General features: G+C 36.8%; 22 protein-coding genes. 14 read left to right on the top strand and 8 right to left on the bottom strand.

Going from position 1 to position 19,556, the window contains the following annotated elements:
- Positions 1-154 precede the first annotated feature (154 nt).
- The 5 genes from ACYQ3P_RS00505 to ACYQ3P_RS00485 are packed head-to-tail and all read left to right on the top strand — an operon-like array spanning position 155 to position 4,106.
- On the top strand, positions 155-1,672 hold the full coding sequence (locus ACYQ3P_RS00505) for a flagellin N-terminal helical domain-containing protein (RefSeq protein ID WP_460176010.1): 1,518 nt from the start codon (positions 155-157) through the stop codon (positions 1,670-1,672).
- 57 nt (positions 1,673-1,729) lie between these two features.
- Positions 1,730-2,131 (top strand): flagellar protein FlaG, encoded by a 402-nt coding sequence (locus tag ACYQ3P_RS00500; RefSeq protein WP_460176009.1) that lies wholly within the window; start codon positions 1,730-1,732, stop codon positions 2,129-2,131.
- 1 nt (position 2,132) lies between these two features.
- On the top strand, positions 2,133-3,449 hold the full coding sequence (gene fliD / locus ACYQ3P_RS00495; protein WP_460176008.1) for a flagellar filament capping protein FliD: 1,317 nt from the start codon (positions 2,133-2,135) through the stop codon (positions 3,447-3,449).
- Positions 3,449-3,874, top strand: coding sequence for a flagellar export chaperone FliS (fliS, locus tag ACYQ3P_RS00490; RefSeq protein ID WP_460176007.1), 426 nt, complete (start codon positions 3,449-3,451; stop codon positions 3,872-3,874). The genes fliD and fliS overlap by 1 nt, the downstream gene beginning before the upstream one ends.
- Positions 3,858-4,106, top strand: coding sequence for a hypothetical protein (locus ACYQ3P_RS00485; RefSeq protein ID WP_460176006.1), 249 nt, complete (start codon positions 3,858-3,860; stop codon positions 4,104-4,106). The genes fliS and ACYQ3P_RS00485 overlap by 17 nt, the downstream gene beginning before the upstream one ends.
- Positions 4,107-4,108: 2 nt before the next feature.
- Here the strand turns inward: ACYQ3P_RS00485 and ACYQ3P_RS00480 are convergent, their stop codons facing one another.
- From ACYQ3P_RS00480 to tig, 6 genes are all read right to left on the bottom strand, one after another.
- Complete coding sequence (locus ACYQ3P_RS00480; protein WP_460176005.1) at positions 4,109-4,219, bottom strand: hypothetical protein; 111 nt, start codon at positions 4,217-4,219, stop codon at positions 4,109-4,111.
- Positions 4,220-4,280: 61 nt separating this feature from the next.
- Positions 4,281-4,916, bottom strand: coding sequence for a YkgJ family cysteine cluster protein (locus tag ACYQ3P_RS00475; protein WP_460176004.1), 636 nt, complete (start codon positions 4,914-4,916; stop codon positions 4,281-4,283).
- Positions 4,903-5,274 (bottom strand): cyclophilin-like fold protein, encoded by a 372-nt coding sequence (locus tag ACYQ3P_RS00470; protein WP_460176003.1) that lies wholly within the window; start codon positions 5,272-5,274, stop codon positions 4,903-4,905. Before ACYQ3P_RS00470 ends, ACYQ3P_RS00475 begins: the two co-directional genes overlap by 14 nt.
- The gene (gene clpX, locus ACYQ3P_RS00465; RefSeq protein ID WP_460176002.1) at positions 5,267-6,499 is read right to left on the bottom strand and encodes an ATP-dependent Clp protease ATP-binding subunit ClpX; all 1,233 of its coding nucleotides are present in this window, start codon (positions 6,497-6,499) and stop codon (positions 5,267-5,269) included. Before clpX ends, ACYQ3P_RS00470 begins: the two co-directional genes overlap by 8 nt.
- A complete protein-coding gene (gene clpP, locus ACYQ3P_RS00460; protein ID WP_460176001.1) occupies positions 6,483-7,100 on the bottom strand; it encodes an ATP-dependent Clp endopeptidase proteolytic subunit ClpP in 618 nt (205 codons plus the stop codon). The genes clpX and clpP overlap by 17 nt, the downstream gene beginning before the upstream one ends.
- Positions 7,097-8,335: a trigger factor gene (gene tig / locus ACYQ3P_RS00455; RefSeq protein ID WP_460176000.1), complete on the bottom strand. Its 1,239-nt coding sequence runs from the start codon at positions 8,333-8,335 to the stop codon at positions 7,097-7,099. The genes clpP and tig overlap by 4 nt, the downstream gene beginning before the upstream one ends.
- A gap of 400 nt (positions 8,336-8,735) precedes the next feature.
- Between tig and ACYQ3P_RS00450 the strand changes: the two genes are divergently transcribed.
- Together ACYQ3P_RS00450 and ACYQ3P_RS00445 are read left to right on the top strand one after the other, a co-directional pair.
- On the top strand, positions 8,736-9,866 hold the full coding sequence (locus tag ACYQ3P_RS00450; RefSeq protein WP_460175999.1) for an ABC transporter permease: 1,131 nt from the start codon (positions 8,736-8,738) through the stop codon (positions 9,864-9,866).
- Entirely contained in the window at positions 9,863-10,987 is a 1,125-nt protein-coding gene (locus tag ACYQ3P_RS00445; RefSeq protein WP_460175998.1) for an ABC transporter permease, read from the top strand. The genes ACYQ3P_RS00450 and ACYQ3P_RS00445 overlap by 4 nt, the downstream gene beginning before the upstream one ends.
- Here ACYQ3P_RS00445 and ACYQ3P_RS00440 read toward each other — a convergent pair.
- Together ACYQ3P_RS00440 and ACYQ3P_RS00435 are read right to left on the bottom strand one after the other, a co-directional pair.
- Positions 10,980-12,695, bottom strand: a complete 1,716-nt coding sequence (locus tag ACYQ3P_RS00440) for an ATP-binding cassette domain-containing protein (protein WP_460175997.1) — start codon at positions 12,693-12,695, stop codon at positions 10,980-10,982. The two genes, ACYQ3P_RS00445 and ACYQ3P_RS00440, sit on opposite strands and share 8 nt — an antisense overlap.
- Positions 12,659-13,609, bottom strand: coding sequence for an HlyD family secretion protein (locus tag ACYQ3P_RS00435; protein WP_460175996.1), 951 nt, complete (start codon positions 13,607-13,609; stop codon positions 12,659-12,661). Before ACYQ3P_RS00435 ends, ACYQ3P_RS00440 begins: the two co-directional genes overlap by 37 nt.
- A 211-nt stretch (positions 13,610-13,820) precedes the next feature.
- Between ACYQ3P_RS00435 and ACYQ3P_RS00430 the strand changes: the two genes are divergently transcribed.
- The 7 genes from ACYQ3P_RS00430 to ACYQ3P_RS00400 are packed head-to-tail and all read left to right on the top strand — an operon-like array spanning position 13,821 to position 19,545.
- Positions 13,821-14,402: a hypothetical protein gene (locus ACYQ3P_RS00430; protein ID WP_460175995.1), complete on the top strand. Its 582-nt coding sequence runs from the start codon at positions 13,821-13,823 to the stop codon at positions 14,400-14,402.
- Positions 14,384-16,102 (top strand): NAD+ synthase, encoded by a 1,719-nt coding sequence (locus tag ACYQ3P_RS00425; RefSeq protein ID WP_460175994.1) that lies wholly within the window; start codon positions 14,384-14,386, stop codon positions 16,100-16,102. The genes ACYQ3P_RS00430 and ACYQ3P_RS00425 overlap by 19 nt, the downstream gene beginning before the upstream one ends.
- Position 16,103: 1 nt before the next feature.
- Positions 16,104-16,355, top strand: a complete 252-nt coding sequence (locus ACYQ3P_RS00420) for a hypothetical protein (protein ID WP_460175993.1) — start codon at positions 16,104-16,106, stop codon at positions 16,353-16,355.
- Position 16,356: 1 nt separating this feature from the next.
- On the top strand, positions 16,357-17,187 hold the full coding sequence (gene rsmI, locus ACYQ3P_RS00415) for a 16S rRNA (cytidine(1402)-2'-O)-methyltransferase (protein ID WP_460175992.1): 831 nt from the start codon (positions 16,357-16,359) through the stop codon (positions 17,185-17,187).
- On the top strand, positions 17,184-18,191 hold the full coding sequence (locus ACYQ3P_RS00410; protein WP_460175991.1) for a zinc-dependent alcohol dehydrogenase: 1,008 nt from the start codon (positions 17,184-17,186) through the stop codon (positions 18,189-18,191). Before rsmI ends, ACYQ3P_RS00410 begins: the two co-directional genes overlap by 4 nt.
- Entirely contained in the window at positions 18,188-19,030 is an 843-nt protein-coding gene (locus tag ACYQ3P_RS00405; RefSeq protein WP_460175990.1) for a fumarate hydratase, read from the top strand. The genes ACYQ3P_RS00410 and ACYQ3P_RS00405 overlap by 4 nt, the downstream gene beginning before the upstream one ends.
- Positions 19,027-19,545 carry a Fe-S-containing hydro-lyase gene (locus ACYQ3P_RS00400; protein ID WP_460175989.1) on the top strand — a complete coding sequence of 173 codons (519 nt, stop codon included), beginning with the start codon at positions 19,027-19,029 and terminating at the stop codon, positions 19,543-19,545. The genes ACYQ3P_RS00405 and ACYQ3P_RS00400 overlap by 4 nt, the downstream gene beginning before the upstream one ends.
- Positions 19,546-19,556 lie beyond the last annotated feature (11 nt).

Genomic DNA, 19,556 nt, shown 5'->3' with positions numbered 1-19,556 from the left:
CAAGACTGCCCTGTGGAGTGTTAAACTTTTTTTGGGAGGCGACGATATAAATAATTAAGACAGCAGGGTGGAAGGGAGGTGAAGAGAGGTATCTACCCGATAAGCTGTCAGCCCACAGGAGGTGGGAATAAAAAATAACATGGAGGTTTAAACCATGGCACTTAGAATTAATTTTAACGCAGAATCAGCAGTAACACACACAGCCCTTCTAAGAAATGAAAGGGCAATGAACAAATCCCTTTTGAGGATTTCAACAGGTCAAAGAATCCTTTCTGCAGCAGATGATGCAGCAGGACTTTTTATTGCAGATCAGCTAAATTTGGTTGGAGCTGCACTTGATCAAGGTAACAGAAATATTCAGACAGGTATAAGCGCGCTTCAGATTGCTGAGAACAACGCTGCACAGATTTTTGAAAAACTTCAGACAATCTACACAAAAGCACAGTCTGCAGCAAACGACATCAATGACCCAAATGCAAGAGCAGCACTTCAAAGAGACATTCAAAATCTTGTTGATTCTATTCAGAAGCTTGGAACTGATACTGAGTATAACGGAATTAAACTTCTTGATGGAACATTTGCAGGAAAAGTAATTCATTACGGTGCAAGAGCTGACCAGACCATTACAGTCGGTATCTCTGACTTAAGAGCTCAAAGCATCGGAGCACATGTTGTTAAGCCTGATAATTATCAGTATACATCTTCAGCTACTTCAGCGTATTCCGCTTTGATTGTTAATAACTGGCAATATGATCCATCAGCTGATACGGTCCGAGTCAATGGAGTTAACTTGGTTAACACTGGACAATTATCTTATACAGGTGCTGTTGATGCTAAGGCAATAGCAGATACCATCAATCGTAATGCACAGTTACAGCAAACAGGAATATCTGCCAGGGCAGTCAATCAAAGCACAGCCTCAGCTGAATGGTCAAACATCAGCTCAACAGGAACTACCACAATTAATTTCTATGTAGGTGGTTCCACAACGGCAGCTATTACTATTACCATTGGTGCAAATCAGACATTAACCCTTGAACAAGCTATTTCCCAAATTAATACTCAGGCATCATCGGCAACTTTAAATATAACTGCCTCTCAGGAAGGAAATAAGCTTGTCTTGAAAACTTCAGGAGAAACTATCGGAATACAGGTTGTAAATAACTCAGGTGCGAATATAAATCTTGGTCAATTCTTAGGTGTTGGTACTGTAAATGTTGCAGATGGAGCTACAGGTTCAGCTGTTCAGGTTGGAAAGCTTATCATTACAGGAACTGACAGCTATTCCTACGACTTCACTGGTATATCTACCGCATCTGCAGGTCTTGGAGTAGCAGCATCAGGCAATGCATCATTCTATAACTTAAACACAATCAATGTTACAGACAATACTGGCGCTGAACTTGCAATTGAGATTGCAACCAAAGCACTCCAAAAAGTTGACACAGTAAGAACCCAAATCGGTTCTGTTATGAACAATCTTCAGGCTATATGGGATGGACAGAAGACAGCCTATGACAATACAAAGGAAGCTGAGAATGTCATTCGTAATACAGACTTTGCAGCTGAGATGAGCACGTTTACAACAATGCAGATAAGGATGCAGGCAGGTATGGCAATGCTTGCACAGGCTAACTCCTTACCTCAGCTTGTGCTTCAGCTTCTGAGATAATTAGATTTGAAGCTCTTTCCCCCTCCGTATGGAGGGGGGTTTTAAAAGGAGTTGACAATGAAGCTGGACAGGATAAATGCAAATGAACAGATTTTAATAAATCCATTCAGACAATCGCAAAGGTCTGTTGAAAATTTTGAGATATCAACTTCTTTGAGCAAGACTACTGATATTGAATTTTTTAGAAGACAGGATAAAGGTTTAGATGCACAGAGAACTGATTTATTAAAAATTTCTCAAGAGGAATTAAAAAAGCTCGTTGAAGAGCTAAGGCACAAATTCAGTATGCTTGAAAAATATTTAAAAATTGACATTGACAGAGAACTTCAAATGCCAATTTCAAAGATTATTGATATGAGAACAGAAGAAGTCATAAGGCAAATTCCACCTGATTATATAGTTGAACTTTTGAGAAGACTAAATGAACTAAAAGGCGTTTTTGTATCAAAGGAGGTATAAAATGGCAGACCTTTATATAAGTGGGCTTACAGGAAAGTTAGACACTGGCACAATGATTGACAGCATTTTGAAAGTTAAATCTCAGCCTTTGCAGGTTCTTGCTCAGAAAAAAGCAGTGCTTCAGACAAAATCTGCAAGTCTTTCAAATCTTCTGGGAGTTTTGAAGGACTTTCAATCAACCCTTAACTCTATTGACACAAGTAAATTTGCCCAGAAAAAGGCAACAGTATCTGATACAAATATTTTGTCTGCCACTGCCTCAAGCTCTGCTCCTAATATTTCAATGAATGTAAGTGTATTAAAGCTTGCCCAGACTGAGATAAGGGCTTCATCTCAGGGTGTTTCATCTTTGAATACCACTTTTTCCTCATCTGGAACTTTGACTATTAATTACAGAACAAGTGATACAGCAAGCGAGAGTTTTCAGATAGACTATTCAGCAGAAGATACTTTGAATGATTTGGTCAGCAAAATAAATTCTTCACAAAGCAGAGTAAAGGCATCTGTTTATTATACAGGCAATGACTACAGGCTAATGCTTACTGAGGCTGACCCTGTAGGCTCAAGTCTTGAGACAACTGCTACAGATTTTGCAATTAACGCAACAGGGCTTCCCACAGAGCTTGGTGATTTAAATGATACAATTCAGAATGCACAGAATGCAGAGATAAAAATTGGCAATTCAGAAAATACTATAAAAAGTTCAACTAATACATTTACTCAGCTCGTTTCAGGACTGGATGTTACAGTCAAAACAACTGGCACAGCTCAGATTAGCATTTCTGATGATTATTCAGCAGTTGACAGCACTTTAAATAAGATAGCAAGCTCATATAATTCTGTCATATCCCTTGTAAACTCACTTACTGGTAAAGGTGCTCAGTTTCAGGGAGACAGCTCTGTTTCACAAATAAAAAACTCAATGTTGGCTGCAATACAGCCACTTTTTAATGCGGGTCTTATTAACTATTCAGAAAAAGACGGCACAATATCAATAAATACAGATAGGCTTAATGCTTTGAAAGAATCAGACATCAGCAAAGTGCAAAGTTTGGTGGAACAAACAGTTTCAAATCTTAAAAAAACAGTTGATGCAAGAGTAACTTCCTTAAGCAATATTGTCTCTACAGCAGATAATCAGATACAAAAAATTGACAGCCAGATTTCTCTTATGCAAGAGCGGCTTGCAAAGGAAGAGGAAAGGCTTCGTAAAGAATTTGCCCAGCTTGAAAATTTTATCAATAAAATGGATGAGATAAGCACAAAGCTTCAATCATTTATCGTATCATTATCAGAAATGACAAAGGGAGGAAAATAATGCAAGTAAATGATGCATATCTTCAAAGCAAAGTCTTTGGTGCAGATGGATTAGAGCTTATTATAATGCTTTATGATAAAGCAATTGTGTCGCTACAAATTGCAAAAGAGGCAATCGAGGCTGGAGTAAACAATCCTGATAATCTCAAAAGAAAGGTTGAAGGGCTAACAAAGGCTACAGATATCATTTACTACCTCAATGACATTCTTGACAGGCAGAGGGGTGGAGAGATTGCAAAAAATCTTGGGACAATTTATTCAATTTTGGCAGATGAGCTTGTAAGGGCAAATCTTTTCAATGACTTAGATATTATCTCCAAAAGCATCACAATACTGCAAAATCTCAAAACCGCTTGGCAGGATGTAAGAAAGCAGTTGCAGGCTGAAATTTCACAGGAGAGGAAAACCGTTGCAGCCTCAATCTGACATAAGAACACTTCTCATTCAAATAGAACTCGCACTTGAGGAAGGCAGATACGAGGATGCAAATGTGATGCTTGGAAGCATTGATATGGAGAGCTTGAAGGCTCTTTCACACGAGGAAATTGTAGCTGTAGGCAGAGTTCTAAATCATTTAAAGGAAACTGCAGAGAAAAAAAGGGACGAGCTTATAGGTAAAATGAAAGAGATTCAGGCTGGTAAAAAATATGCTGAATAGTTCTATGCCCTGTCACAGGAGCGCCTTGAAATCAGCTCCCATGTTTCCTCATCAATTTCATCTTTGTATTGGGATATTTTGAATTCTGCTCCGCAATCCTTGCAGAGAAGCAATACTCTGCTTCAGTAGAAAAATATGAAAATCTCGCTTCCGCAGTATCTGCATTTTGCATTTTTAATGAGCCTTTTTCTCAATTTCTGCCCCTTCATCCATTCTTCTTGCAAGTTCAATCCAGGGATAATTCTGAAGTATTTTTACAAGGCTGTTTAGCTTGCCAGAGTTTATAAATTCAATTTTCTCCTGCTCATTAAATACTCCATAAAATACTGTGGTTTCATAAAGGGCTTTTCCAAGATAGTTGTTTTGCGGTTTAAGTACATCACCGGGTCTTGTGTAAAATGGGTCTTCACCGGGCTCGCAAGATTTATCAAAAACATTAAACTGTCTGCAGGCAAGGGGTCTCATTGGATAAATTGAGCATGCATTATTGATTAGAAAAGGGCATGGCTCACCTTTTTTATGTTTGATTAATGAGCTTTTTATCTGTGTGCGAAGCGGTTCTTTTACTTTTTCCATAACAAACCAGTAAATGCCAACAATCTCAATGGGATAGACAGGAATGTCTTTGTGAGTCATGCAGCAGTTGCTACAGCCTTTTCTGCAGGCAAGGTTTTTTCCTTGTTTTTCAGCTGTCTTTATATCTTTTGCAACACCCTCATCCATAATTGCATAAGCATTTAAAAGTAAAGGCAACCAATGATGGAATTTTTCATCCTTTGGATAAGAAAGCCTGAACTTATTCTTTTTCAATCCTTATCCTTCTTGCTCCCTTTAGTTTTTTAAGCAGAGCAGGGTCATCAATCAGTCTTCCAACAAGGTTTACCTCACTTGCAGGGACAGGGTCGTCTCCTTTGCTTATGGGTGTTTTTCCAAAGAATATGGCAAGAGCCTCGCCGGGAGGCCAATAGCCTATGTCTCCAACTTTTACACGAGTTGTAGCAGTTGAATCAAGCGGCATTTTTATGCCAATGGAGAAGTAAAATTCATCTCCCCATTCATTTATTTCGCTTTCAATGGGAAGGGCATTGTAAATTTTTTCGGCACACTCTGTGTTGTCAAGCTCTGCTTTTATTTCTTTGCCATCAATAATGATTTTGATTCTATGCATTTTTTATTTTTTCCTTCTGCTTGTAAATCAGAATTGGCGATGCCTTTTTTTCAACAACTTCATCATTTATGATGCACTCTGTAATTCCCTTCTCCGATGGAATGATGTACATGACATCAAGCATTATGTCTTCAAGAATGCTTCTTAAAGCCCTTGCACCAGTTTTTCTCTCTATAGCTTTTCTTGCAATTGCCCTGAGGGCATCATCTGTGAAGGTGAGCTTCACGCCATCTATGCTAAAGAGCTTTTGATATTGCTTGACGAGAGCATTTTTAGGTTTGGTAAGTATCTCAACAAGTGCGTCCTCATTTAGCTCATCAAGGGATGCTACTACTGGAAATCTTCCGACAAACTCGGGAATCATGCCGTATTTTATTAAATCCTCAGGCTCAACATGGGCAAGAATATTTTGCTCTTGCATTTTTGATGTCTCGGACATAAATCCAATGGTTCTCTTTCCTATCCTTCTTTTTATGATATCCTCAAGTCCAACAAATGCTCCACCGCATATGAAAAGTATGTTTGTCGTATCCAGCTGTATGTATTCTTGATGGGGATGCTTTCTTCCACCTTGAGGAGGTATGTTTGCCACTGTTCCTTCAACTATTTTTAAGAGTGCTTGCTGAACTCCTTCTCCAGATACATCCCTTGTAATGGATGGGCTATCAGATTTTCTGCTGATTTTATCTATTTCGTCAATGTAGATTATTCCTATCTTTGCTCGCTCTAAGTCAAAATTAGCATTCTGAATTAGCTTAAGCAAAATGTTTTCAACATCCTCTCCAACATATCCTGCTTCTGTAAGAGTTGTTGCATCGGCAATTGCAAAGGGAACATCAAGAAATTTTGCAAGCGTCTGAGCTAAAAGAGTTTTTCCTGTACCTGTCGGACCTATCAGCATTATATTACTCTTTTGTATCTCGTCTGATGGTGTTCCTTTGAATATTCTTTTGTAGTGATTGTAAACCGCAACTGAAAGAATCTTTTTAGCCCTCTCCTGACCAATTACATAATCGTCAAGAAAATTTTTTATCTCCTGCGGAGTTGGTAATTTTGAGGGTTTATTTTGAATTTCTGCAAGTTTTTCCTCTTCAAGTATTTCATTGCAAAGGGATATACATTCATTGCAGATATAAACACCATTTCCTGCAATGAGTTTTTTTACTTCTTTTTGGGATTTACCGCAGAAGGAACATTTGTAAATCTCATCATTTTTCTTTGCCATGTTTTTCCTGTTCCTCTCCTTTTAAGGATGTTATTACTTCATCAACAATTCCATACTCCTTTGCCTCAATTGCAGACATAAAGAAATCTCTTTCTGTGTCTCTTTGAATTTTTTCAATAGGCTGTCCTGTATGTTTTGAAAGTAGGGAATTTAGAATGTCCTTCATTTTGAGGATTTCCCTTGCATGAATCTCAACATCTGTTGCCTGTCCGTAAAATCCTCCGATTGGCTGATGTATCATTACGCGGGAATGGGGAAGAGCAAATCTTTTTCCCTTAGTTCCTGCTGCAAGAAGTATTGATGCCATTGAAGATGCCTGTCCAATGCAGTAGGTGGCAATGTCTGGTTTTACATATTGCATTGTATCGTATATTGCAAGTCCGCTTGATACCATTCCACCGGGAGAATTGATGTAGATGTGGATGTCTTTTTCAGGGTCCTCAGTTTGCAGAAAAAGTAGCTGGGCAATTACAACATTTGCTATCTGGTCATTAATCTCAGTGCCGATGAATATTATCCTGTCCTTAAGAAGTCTTGAGTATATGTCATAGGCTCTCTCTGTTCGTCCTGTTTGTTCTATAACAATCGGGATAATACTCACTGTGATGCCTCCTCTTTTTTGACTAATTTAGCTTTCTGTTTTAATAAATCAAGCACTTTTTGCTCAAATACGCTGTTTCTGATGGGTTCAAGGGAGCCATATCTTGACATGTAATACTGAACTACTGCATTAGGTGCAATTGCGTATTTCCTTGCCATTGACATAATTTCCTGCTTCATATCTTCTTCTGTTACTGTGACTCCTTCCTTTTCTCCGATAATTTCAAGCAGGATATACAACTTTATATTTCTCTTTGCCATTTCTGAGATTTCATTCATTTTTTCAGTGATATCAACGCCCATTGCTTCGTATTCTTGGGCAAGTCTTTGTATCTCTGCTTCTATTAGCCCTTCAGGTAACTCAAAGTCGTGGGTTTCAAGAAGTTTTTTGAGGATATCGGATTTTTGCTTTGTATCAATTTGGTCTTTTTTGGCGTTTTCAAGGCTTTCTTTGACATAATTCTTAAGTTGCTCCATATTTTCAAAGTCGAGTTCATTTGGAAGTTCTTCGTATGGAATGTCTACTCTTCTTTTTACTTCCTTAACAGTAATCTGAAATGTAACTTTCTGCCCGGCAAAATCAGCAATTGACTGCTCTGGAAAATCAATAGTTACGCTAAAGCTATCGCCCTTCTTTTTTCCTTCAATTGCCTTTGAAAATTCCTCAGGAAAAGGACCTGCACCGAGCTTGAAAACATAATCCTTTGCTTCTTTTCCATTGTCAGCAGTGTAATCTATTATTACAAGGTCTTCTGGTTTGGCAGGCTCTTCAGTTGGCTCATATGTTCCCCTTTCCTTTGAAAGCCTTTTGAGAACATCTTCAACTTCTTCATCCTTGACTTCAGCAGAGATGTCTTCTATTTCAATATTTTCATAATTGAGGTCTGAGATTTCTGGTCTTGTTTCAACGATAAGTTCAAAATAAAGTGGCTCATTTCTGCGAATATCAATAGCATCTTCAGCCATTGGAGGAAGAACGGGCTTGAGATTTGCCTCTTTTATGGCATCGCTGTATGCTTGGGATACAAGTTTTTCCAAAACATCTGATTCTGCGTCTTTTCCAAATTTCTTTTCAATTATTGAAAGCGGAGCTTTGCCCGGTCTAAAACCCGGAATTTTTGCCTTTTTTTGGATTTCTTTTAGGACTTTTTGGATTTCCCCTTCTACAACATCTGCAGGAATTTCAATTTTTAATCTTTTTTTGGTGGCTGAAATTTCTTCAATTCCCTTTAACACATTTCCTCCTTGCAAATAATAATTGGTTTAATTTTTAGTTTAAAAGCCATAAAGCTTTTTTGTCAATGAAATGCGGATTCTTCCAAGAAAGAGATAGATACTTGTCACTGCAAGCTCCTGTTGCGAGCGATAGGAAGCAATCCTTTTTTCCCTTTCAATAAGGAATGGGATTGCTTCGGCATCCTGACGGATGCCTCGCAATGACGAAGAAGGTAGTCATTGCGAGCGAAGCGAAGCAATCTCGGTTTTTATGACTTATAAGGAGAGATTGCCATGCCTGTCAGCAAACTCCAATGACAACGAAATGAAGCCCCTTGCAATGACGAGTTGGTAGGATGCCGCGTAGGGGCAAATTAAAAAGAGTTTTATAAAAAATCGCTCAACATAGGTATAATAAAAAATGTTGCGGAGATTAAGAGGAATACTGAAAAAGGAATTCAAGGAACTACTTCGTGATCCCCTTTATCTTACATTTGCCCTTATTGTCCCAATAGTTATAGTTTTGCTTATGGGATACGGATTAATTCTTGATGTAAAAAATATAGCAATAGCTTTCATTGATAATGACAGATCTCAATTAAGCAGAGAATATCGTTACTCTTTTACTAATTCTGAGTATTTTCGCCTTTACAGTCTGATTGACTCATATAAAGATGCTGAAGAACTTATTAAATCTGGGAAATGTAGAATTGTTGTGGTAATTCCGCCAGATTTCTCGCGTAAGCTTTATTCAGGAAAGCCTTCTCAGGTTCAGATTTTAATTGATGGTTCATTTCCAATGAGAGCAGAGGTGATGAAAGGTTATGTATCTGCAATCAACAATCAGTTCAATGAAAGGCTTCTTAAAGAGTATGCTAACAGAGTTGGTAGTTCTGGAATAGATTTTCCAGTAACAGCTGAAATGAGAGCTTGGTATAATCCTTCCCTTGAAAGCAAAAATTTTATTCTGCCGGGAGAATTAGTCACGACTCTTATGTTTTATTCAGTGCTTTTGGCATCCCTTGTCGTTGTCAGGGAAAAGGAATCTGGAAGCATATTCAATCTATACTGCAGTCCTGTAAAAGCATGGGAAGTCGTTTTTGGAAAAGCAATCCCTTACATCTGCATTGCCTTTGTTACATATTTGATTATATTCGTGCTTTCGGTTGGTTTGTTTCAGACAAAGTTTATTGGAAGTTTTACTCTTCTAACATTGGCAACTATTATTTATCTTTTCTGTGCAGTAGGAGTTGGTATTTTCATATCAATTCTTGCTAAAACTCAGATATCAGCCATGCTAATTGCTTTCATTGGAACTATAATTCCAGCTTATCTTTATTCTGGATTTTTCTCACCAATTACAAGTATGTCAGCCTCAGCACAGTTTATAAGCAAAATTATCCCTGCATCTTACTTTATGGGAATTGTGCGAGGAGTTTACTTAAAGGGAATTGGGTTTGAAAGTTTTACAGTTGACCTGATTTCAATGACTGCTTACGCAACAGCTGTTTATTCAATTGCAATACTGTCATTCAGGAAAAAAGTAGAATGAGAATTTTTTCTCTCATAAAAAAGGAAATTCTTCATCTAATCAGGGACAAGGCTTTAATTTTTATTTTATTCTGGGCATTCACTGGTGCTGTTTACACTGCTGGAAGTGGTTTTACAATGGAGGTAAAGAATTTCCCAATTATCATCTATGACATGAGCAAAACAAACGAAAGCAGAGAATTGGCAAGCAGATTTCAAAAGCCATATTTTAAAATCCTATCTTATATTGAAAACGACAAGGAGCTAATTAAATGGCTTGATTCAGGAAAAGCATCAATGGCAGTTGTTATTCCGGCTGATTTTAAAAGAAAGATTGATAAAAGCGGAGCAAAGATTCAGATTATTATTGATGGAACAATGTCAATGTCTGCAACGGTTGCAGTTGCCTATGCATCAGAGATAATCTATGATTATTCAATTGAAATCCTTGAAAGAAAAATTGGAGTTACAGGAAAGTTTATCAAAAATTTGCCAATCATTGATGAGAGAACAAGAATTGAATTTAATCCAAATACTTTAAGTTCTTGGTTTATGAGCATGCTTGAGTATTTCAACATGATTACGATGATTTCCCTTTTGGTAACAGCTGCTGCAATGGTAAGGGAAAAGGAGCAAGGAACAATTGAACAGCTTCTTGTAACACCTGTAAGAACTTGGGAGATATTTATTGCAAAGATTATCCCTACAGTAGTTTCAATTTCATTGCTTTCTTTGCTTACAATTTTTGTTATTCTTAAAGGTGTTTTTGGAGTTCCTATTCGTGGAAGCATTCTATTCTTTTACCTCGTAATGCTTTTTTATGCATTCACTATTTCAACTTTGGGCTTAGCAATTTCAACAATTGCAAGAAATCTTGCACAGGCAATGATGCTTATGCTTGTTATTTTAATTCCAATGCTATTTTTATCAGGAGCATGGACTCCGCCTGAGTCAATGCATCCGCTGATGAGATATTTAAGCCTTATCTCTCCAATGAGATATTTCATTGACTTCGGCTACAGTGTTCTTTTTAAAGGAAATGGTATAAGTTATGTATGGCATGATATTTTGGGAATAATTATTCTTGGTGCAATTTTATTTGCCTTTTCGGTATATCGTTTTAGAAAATCCTTTGCTAAGTAGATTTCTTTATATAATCAACGAAAGCTTCCTGAAGGGGAACAGGGATTTGGGAAATTTCAAAATTCTCAATTTTAGCATTTTTCAACATTTCATTTAGCTTATTTTTTGTCTCTTCAGGCTCAAAGCTTCGTATAAAAATTTTGTTTCCGTAAACTGAGATATCTTTGAAGGTTTTCAATAAAATTTCATAGGCTTCTGCAAATCTTGGTGTTTTCAGTTGAATTAGGCTTCCTGAAAGTTTTTCAGAATTTTTCTTGATTTCTTCAGGAGTTCCTTCTGCAATTTTTCTTCCCATGTGCATTAGACAGAGGCTATCGCAGTATTCAGCTTCATCCATGTAATGGGTGGATACGATAACTGTTACATTTTTTTCCCTTGAAAGACTGTATATGATTTCCCAGAAACTTCTTCTTGCAATTGGGTCAACTCCACTTGTTGGTTCATCAAGAAAAAGAATAGGTGGTTCATGAAGAAGCGCACAAGCAAGGGCAACTCTTTGTCTTATTCCAAGAGGAATGTCCTTTGTAAACCTGTTTTCAAAGCCTTCAAGCCCGAGCATTGATATGATTTCTTTAAAATTTGCGTTTTTTGCACTATAAAGTCCTGCATAAAGTTTCATATTTTCAAATACTGTCAAGTCTCTGTAAAGCGAGAATTTTTGAGACATATAGCCAATTATTGACCAAACCTTATCCCTTTGCTTTTTTACATCATATCCTGCAATACTGATTTTGCCATCTGTTGGCTCAAGCAGTCCGCACATCATTTTTATAAGTGTTGTCTTTCCAGCACCATTTGGTCCAAGAAGTCCAAGTATTTCTCCCTTTTTTACAACCAGATTTACAGAGTCTACCGCCTTAAACTTTCCAAATTGTTTTGTAACATTTTCGCATATAACTGCTGGAGATTGCTCTTTAGTTTTTACAGACACAAATAATGACTTCAAAGGCTTAATTTCTGAAACTCCAGACACTTCTTTTATAAAGAGCTCATCCAATGAGCCAAGTTCATCGGGCTTTCCTTCAAGTAAAATTCTTCCTTCATGCATAAGGGCAACTCTGTGGCATCTTTCAGCCTCATCCATATATGATGTTGTAAGTAAAACAGTCACTTTTCTTTCTCTTACAAGGCTGTGTATTATGTTCCAGAAATCCTGCCTTGAAAGAGGGTCAACTCCTGTTGTTGGTTCATCAAGAAGAATTATATCTGGAAGATGCAGCAGAGTGCATACAAGTGCAAGTTTTTGCCTCATTCCTCCTGAAAGGGCTTTTGCCTGCCTTTTAAGAAATGGAGAAAGTCTTGTGATTTCAAGCAAAGTATTTTTGTTTTTTTCAAATATTTCTTCAGGAATTAATCTTAAGTCTTTAAAAAATTCAATGTTTTCCTCTATTGAAAGGGAATCATAAAGATTAAGCCCAAGTCCCTGAGGCATATAACCGATAAAGGCTTTGACTTTCTCAGGCTCTTTTGTTACATCTATACCATTTACAAATGCTTTTCCTTCATCTGCCTTTAAAACTCCAGCAAGTATCTGAATTATTGATGTTTTTCCTGCTCCATCAGGTCCAATTAATCCAAAAACTTCACCCTTGTTTATTGAAAAAGAAACGCCTTTTACTGCTTTTACTTTTTTGTAGCTTTTGCTAAGATTTTCAACTTTAATGACAGGATTTATTTGGGCTTTATCCAATGAGCTGACTCTTTCCACTTTATTACTACATCAGCTGGCATTCCGGGTTTAAGAAGACCTTCAGGATTTTCCACTGAGACTTCAACTCCGAAAACAAGCTTTACTCTTTCTTCCTTTGTCTCAACATTTTTAGGAGTAAACTCTGCTTGTTCATAGATTTTTGTTACTTTTCCATTGAAATATTTATCTGGATATGCATCTATGTAAACCCTTGCGGGAAGTCCAAGTTTGAGTTTTCCTATGTCTGGTTCAGGAACATATACTTTTACATAAAGTCTGCTTAAATCAACTAATACATAGACAACGCTTCCGGGATTAACAACCTCTCCGACTTCAGCTAGTCTGCTTAGCACAACTCCGCTAATTGGAGAATAAAGCTTTGTTTCATTTAAATCTGCAAGCACCTCTTTAAGCCTTTGCTGTGATGCCCTGTAATTTGCTTCAGTCTGTGATATGGCTTTTGACAATGCCTCAACCTCTGCCTTTGCTGATTCATACTGCATTTTAACCCTGTCAAACTCGCTTTTTGATACAAGTTCTTCCTTAAGAAGACTGCTGTAACGCTCAAAATCTTTGCTTGCCTTTTCATAATTTGCCTTAGCTTTCATTAAATTTGCCTGAGATTGTAAAATTGCGTAATAGGCTGATTGAGAATTCTCCACGGCAGTCTTATACCTTGCATTCAGCTGTTCAGAGTCAACTTCACAAATAAGCTCACCCTGAGATACCCTGTTTCCTTCATCTTTGTAAAGTTTGAAAATCCTTCCCTGAATTTTCGGTGCAACATTTACTTCTCTTCCTTCAATCCTTCCACTTAAAATGATTAATCCTTCAGGGATTTTCTCAGACTTTGATATGATCAGGTAAGCTAAAACAACTAAAAAGCCAAGAATAACAATGAAAGCTGCGAGTTTTTTGAGTTTAGTTTGCATTCCAAATATTATAATTTGAAATTTGTTGTTAAATCAATTTATCATTTAATTAAATTGAGCGATTTTATATTTTGTTAACCTGTCATTGCGAGCCTCACCGAAGGTGAGGCTCGCAATCTCATAAAGAAGAGATTGCTTCGCTCGCAATGACGATTTAGAAGCGAACAATTTAGCATTTAATTTATTAAGCGAATACATAAGGAGGCATAAGATGGAGATTCCGTTGAAGAAAACACCTGAAACCCCTGAAGAAAGAAAGGCTCTTATTGCTGAAATAATAAAGCAAGAGGAAGAGATATTTGCTATGAGTTTGGGTTTTTTGCAAAAATTCATGGTAGAAAAGCTTTTAGAAAAAGGATATTCTCTGAATGATATTGAAATTAATAAAGGTTATGAAGTGATTGTTTCTGAGACTGAGAAATTCGTAACTTCTGTTGATATTTTGATAAGGCTTGATGGGAAAACAGTATTTGCAATTAAATGCACTCCCGCATCAATTGATTCATGGCAAAGATTTATGCTTGCCTTTTGCAGAACAGTTGAGCCATATCAGATTCCCTTTGCATTTATAACTGACAGCGAAGAAGGAAGACTTATGAACATTCTTACCGGTGAGGTAAAGGAGACAATGGATTTCCCATCTAAAGAGGAATTAATGAAAGAACTGTCAAATCTGAAATTCATTCCCTATAATGAAGAAAAATTGCCTAAGGAAAGAAGAATACTTTATGCCTTTGATGCAATAAAATGTTGTCCAATAAATGTTAATGTAAAATGCGGACTGTCAGATTAGCACTTTGCCAGATAAATCCTACTGTTGGCGACATTAAGGGAAATACTGAAAAAATTCTCTCATTTATGTACGAAGCTACAAATTTTGAACCTGATATTGTTGTCTTTCCTGAGCTTGCACTTTCAGGCTACATTCCAGAGGACCTTCTTTTCTATCCTTCATTCATAAAAAGAGTGAGAAATTCTCTTGATAAAATTAAACAAAACATCAAAAATTTTATCGTAATTTTAGGTTTGCCATTTAAAGAAGATGACCTTTACAACTCTGCAGTCCTTATTTCAGAGCAAAAGCTTATAGATGTTTATCATAAAGTTTATCTTCCCAACTATAGCGTTTTTGATGAGATGAGATACTTTAAAGCAGGATGCAGAGCTCCTGTTTACAAGTATGATGGAGTATTGTTTTCTGTTAATATATGCGAAGACATTTTTCATTCAACATTTCCCACTCCAATTCAGGCTCAAAAAGGTGCTGAATTGATTATCAACATTAGTGCATCACCTTTTTATGCAGGCAAATTTTCAAAAAAACTCAAAATGCTTTCAACAAGAGCCTATGACTTAGGAGTTTTCATTGCTTATCTGAATGCTGTTGGTGGACAGGATGAGATGGTTTTTGATGGAAGAAGCATTGTTTTGTCACCTGAAGGAGAAGTTATAGCATCAGGTAAAGCCTTTGAGGAGGATTTGATAGTCATAGATATTGACCTTGATGAGATAACAAGAATAAGAATGAGAGAGCCAAAAATAAGATGGGAGAGGCAAAATTTTGCTGAGGCTGAAGTAGTAAAAATACCTTTAAAAAGAAAAATAAAGCAATTGCCTTTGCCAATGCATAAAAAAGAAAATTTTAATCTCTCTTTTGAGGAGGAAGTTTTTAAAGCTCTTGTTACTGGTGTAAGGGACTATGTGAGGAAAAATGGATTTAAAAAAGTTTGTCTTGGCTTAAGTGGTGGAATAGACTCATCATTTGTTGCACTTATTGCAACTGAGGCATTGGGAAGTGAAAATGTTACAGGAGTTTTTATGCCTTCAAGGTATACATCAAAAGAAAGCAGGGAAGATGCCTATCAGCTTGCAAAAAATCTTGGAATAAATCTCATTGAAATTTCAATTGATGATATATTTGAACAATACCTTCATGAGCTTTCAGATGTATTTAAAGGGCTTCCTCAGGGTGTAACAGAAGAGAACATTCAAAGCAGAATTCGTGGAAATATTTTGATGGCTCTTTCAAATAAATTTGGCTGGCTTGTTCTTACAACAGGAAACAAATCTGAGCTTGCAACAGGTTATGCAACCCTTTATGGAGATATGGCTGGAGGATATGCAGTTATAAAAGACCTTTATAAAACTCAGGTTTACAAAGTAGCAAAATGGGCATCTAAAGGAAGAATTCCTGAAAGGGTATTTACAAAGCCACCTTCAGCAGAGTTAAAACCGGAGCAGACAGACCAAGATACTTTGCCTCCTTATGAGATTCTTGATAAAATTTTATATTTTCAAATTGAAAAATGCATGGGACAAGATGAAATTGTTGAGCAAGGATTTGATGAAGAAACAGTAAAAAAGGTTTTGAAAATGGTAAAAAGGGCAGAATTTAAAAGAAGACAAGCAGCACCCGGAGTTAAGCTTACACCAGTGTCTTTGGGTAAGGATTGGAGATTTCCTGTCACAAACAAATTTAAATGGGAGGCTTAAAATGAAGGGCTTGTTTGCAATATTTATGTCAGCCTTTATAATTTTATTCTCTATTAATACAGCTTTTGCACAAACTCAGACACCAATACAAAGCAAAGACAAAGTTCTTCAGTATGCAAAACCTAAAAAACCTGTTAAAATAAAACTTCATAGAGACAAAAAAGGTGAATATAGCTGGGACATAACTGGTGAAAATGTTGATGATATAATAAAGGCAGATAAAAGACTTAGACAACTTTTAAAGGAAGAGTAAAATGGCTGGAAGACTTTATATTGTATCAACTCCAATTGGAAATCTTGAAGATATTACACTAAGGGCACTTGATACATTAAAAAAAGTTGACTATATTGCTTGTGAAGACACTGAACACAGCCTTAAGCTCCTTAATTATTATGAAATCAAAAAACCCCTTATAAGCTATTGGTCAGCAAAGGAGAAGGTTAGGGCTGAAGAGATTATTCAAAAGCTTAAAGCAGGATACTCAGTTGCCCTTATAACTGATGCTGGAACACCAGGAATCTCTGATCCCGGAGCAATTGTAATTTCAAGGGCAATTGAAGAAGATATTGAAATAATTCCAGTGCCTGGTCCAACAGCACTTATCACAGCCCTGAGCATATCAGGACTTGACACAACTGAGTTTACATTTATTGGATTTCTGCCTGTAAAGGAATCCCAAAGAAAGAAAAAACTTCTTAAGCTCAGCTCTGAAAAGAGAACCCTTGTATTTTATGAAGCCCCTCACAGAATACTTAACACCCTTGATGATATGCTTGAAGTTTTTGGAGACAGAAAAATCTGTATTGCAAGGGAACTTACCAAGATGTTTGAGGAAGTTGTAAGGGGCAGGCTTTCAGAGGTTATTGAAAAACTTGAAGAAGGAAAAATAGCAGGTGAATATGTAATAGTAGTTGAAGGTGAAAAGCATAAAGAAGTATCTTTGGATGAAGCCTTGCATGAGATAAAGGAACTCATGAAAAAAGGGAAGGGCAGAAAGGAGGCAGTTAAAATAGTAGCAGAATTATACAGTCTAAGCAAAAAAGAGCTTTACGAAAAAAGTTTGAAGATGGATGAAATACAATGAAAACAGCCTATTTAGTTGAGCGTCAAAAAATAGAAATTGTTGAAAAGCCAATTCCTTCAATAAAAGAAGGTGAGGTTCTTATCCGTGTAAAAGCAGCACTTACCTGCGGAACTGATTTGAAGGCTTATTTAAGAGGACATCCTTTAATTCCAATGCCGGGACCATTTGGACACGAGTTTTCTGGCATAATTGAAAAAATTGGAGAAGGAGTAGAAGGTTTTAAAAAAGGAGATGCGGTAATGCTTGTTCATACTGCTCCTTGTGGTGAGTGCTCATATTGCAGGCATGGACTTTTCAATCATTGTGAAATTTTAACAAAGGACATGATGCTTGGAGCTTTTTCTGAGTATATTGTTGTAAAAAATAGAGTTGTTAGGCAAAATATGTTTCATAAACCAGATGAAGTAGATTTTGAAGAGGCTGCCTTCCTTGAACCTCTTTCATGTATTGTACATGGTGTTAAGTCACTTGGAACAACTGCTGGAGAAAAAATTCTTATCATCGGAACAGGACCTGTAGGACTTTTATTTTTGCAGGTATTGAAAATAATGGGAGTAAAAGTTGCTGTTTTAGGCAGAAACAAAAATAAGTTAAATTTTGCTGAAAAACTGGGTGCAGATAAAATTTATTGCTCAAATGAGAATCCATTAGATTTCACTGATGGATTTGGCTTTGATAGAGTGATTGAATGCACAGGTCAAAAGGAGATTTGGATTAAAGCTGTGGATTTTGTCAGAAAGGGTGGAACTGTTTTACTTTTTGGAGGGCTAAAGGCTGGTTCAGAAGTTTGCTATGATGCAGGAAGGCTTCATTATGATGAGATAACGCTAAAAGGAGTTTTTCATTACATTCCCGATGATGTAAAGGAAGCTTTTCAGTTAATAAAAACCAAAAAATTGAAGCTAAAAGAGCTTATATCAGGGAAATTCAAGCTTGATGAAATATCTTTGGCTTTTGAAAAACTATCAAGAGGGGAGGGAATTAAGTTTTTAATTGAGCCATGAAAAAGATTAAAAGAGAGCAAATTGTAAATGTAGTTAAGGAACTTTACAAAAAAGCTACAGTTGAACTTCCTGAAGATGCAAGCCTATCAATTAAGCAGGCTTATGAGAAGGAGGAGGGCTTAGGAAAAGAAATTTTAAGACAAATAATTGAAAATCAAAAAATAGCATATGAAGAAAAAATTCCACTTTGTCAGGACACAGGAGTTGCAGTTATTTTTGTTGAGTGGGGAAGTGAGGTTTTATATGAGGATGGAGATATAATGGATGCATTTAACGAAGGGGTAAGATTAGCGGTTAAAGAAGGATATTTAAGGGCAAGTGTAGTTGATGACCCTGTTTTTATGAGGAAAAATACAAGAGACAACACTCCATGCATAGTTCATTTTGAAATTGTAAAAGGAGATAAAGTAAAAATTATTGTTGCTCCAAAAGGTGCAGGAAGTGAAAACATGTCTGCCCTAAGGATGCTTAAGCCTGCTGAAGGACTTCAGGGAGTAAAGAATTTTGTAATTGAAACTGTAAGAAAAGCTGGGGGAAATCCATGTCCACCAATAATTGTTGGAGTTGGGATTGGTGGAAATTTTGAAAAATGCGCAATTTTGGCAAAGAAAGCCTTGTTAAGAAAAATTGGTGAGCAAAATAAAAATCCTGATTATGCTCGTCTTGAAAAAGAGCTTTTGCAAGAGATTAACGCATTAAACATAGGTCCTATGGGAATTGGAGGAAAAACAACAGCCCTTGCAGTTCACATTGAATATCATCCATGTCATATAGCATCTTTGCCAGTAGCAGTAAACATTCAATGCCATTCAGCAAGACACATGGAGGCTGAGCTATGAAAAAAATAGAAACTCCCTTAACTGATGAAATTGTTTTAAGCCTTAAAGCGGGAGATATAGTTTCAATTAGTGGATATGTCTATACAGCAAGGGATGCTGCCCATAAAAAAATCGTTGAATTAATTAATAACAATCAGCCTTTACCCTTTGACATAAAAGGGCAGGTAATCTACTATGTTGGACCAACACTAGCACCACCCGGAAAAGTAATAGGCTCTGCAGGACCTACAACTTCATCAAGAATGGATTCATATACACCGCTACTTCTTTCATTAGGACTTAAAGGAATGATAGGCAAGGGAGGTCGCTCTCAAGAGGTAAAGGAAGCAATGAAAAAATACAAGGCTGTATATTTTCTTGCTACAGGTGGCGCTGGAGCACTTCTTAGCAGGCACATAGTTGAGGCAACAGAAATAGCATTTCCAGAACTTGGACCAGAATCAATAAAGAGACTGCTCCTTAAAGAATTTCCCGCTATTGTAGCAATTGATTGTTACGGAGGAGAGATTTTTTAGAGAGGTTAATG

The organism is Thermodesulfovibrio hydrogeniphilus (assembly GCF_054657355.1).
This window is presented reverse-complemented; position numbering and strand designations above follow the sequence as displayed.

Bases quoted from the DNA above. Each gene is read 5' to 3' on its own strand.
- ACYQ3P_RS00420 (WP_460175993.1), top strand. From the start codon at position 16,104: ATGAAGGGCTTGTTTGCAATATTTATGTCAGCCTTTATAATTTTATTC.
- ACYQ3P_RS00400 (WP_460175989.1), top strand. From the start codon at position 19,027: ATGAAAAAAATAGAAACTCCCTTAACTGATGAAATTGTTTTAAGCCTT.
- ACYQ3P_RS00500 (WP_460176009.1), top strand. From the start codon at position 1,730: ATGAAGCTGGACAGGATAAATGCAAATGAACAGATTTTAATAAATCCA.
- ACYQ3P_RS00470 (WP_460176003.1), bottom strand. From the start codon at position 5,274: ATGCATAGAATCAAAATCATTATTGATGGCAAAGAAATAAAAGCAGAG.
- ACYQ3P_RS00405 (WP_460175990.1), top strand. From the start codon at position 18,188: ATGAAAAAGATTAAAAGAGAGCAAATTGTAAATGTAGTTAAGGAACTT.
- ACYQ3P_RS00410 (WP_460175991.1), top strand. From the start codon at position 17,184: ATGAAAACAGCCTATTTAGTTGAGCGTCAAAAAATAGAAATTGTTGAA.
- ACYQ3P_RS00445 (WP_460175998.1), top strand. From the start codon at position 9,863: ATGAGAATTTTTTCTCTCATAAAAAAGGAAATTCTTCATCTAATCAGG.
- fliD (WP_460176008.1), top strand. From the start codon at position 2,133: ATGGCAGACCTTTATATAAGTGGGCTTACAGGAAAGTTAGACACTGGC.
- fliS (WP_460176007.1), top strand. From the start codon at position 3,449: ATGCAAGTAAATGATGCATATCTTCAAAGCAAAGTCTTTGGTGCAGAT.
- rsmI (WP_460175992.1), top strand. From the start codon at position 16,357: ATGGCTGGAAGACTTTATATTGTATCAACTCCAATTGGAAATCTTGAA.
- ACYQ3P_RS00430 (WP_460175995.1), top strand. From the start codon at position 13,821: ATGGAGATTCCGTTGAAGAAAACACCTGAAACCCCTGAAGAAAGAAAG.
- ACYQ3P_RS00450 (WP_460175999.1), top strand. From the start codon at position 8,736: ATGTTGCGGAGATTAAGAGGAATACTGAAAAAGGAATTCAAGGAACTA.
- ACYQ3P_RS00505 (WP_460176010.1), top strand. From the start codon at position 155: ATGGCACTTAGAATTAATTTTAACGCAGAATCAGCAGTAACACACACA.
- clpX (WP_460176002.1), bottom strand. From the start codon at position 6,499: ATGGCAAAGAAAAATGATGAGATTTACAAATGTTCCTTCTGCGGTAAA.
- ACYQ3P_RS00425 (WP_460175994.1), top strand. From the start codon at position 14,384: ATGCGGACTGTCAGATTAGCACTTTGCCAGATAAATCCTACTGTTGGC.
- ACYQ3P_RS00435 (WP_460175996.1), bottom strand. From the start codon at position 13,609: ATGCAAACTAAACTCAAAAAACTCGCAGCTTTCATTGTTATTCTTGGC.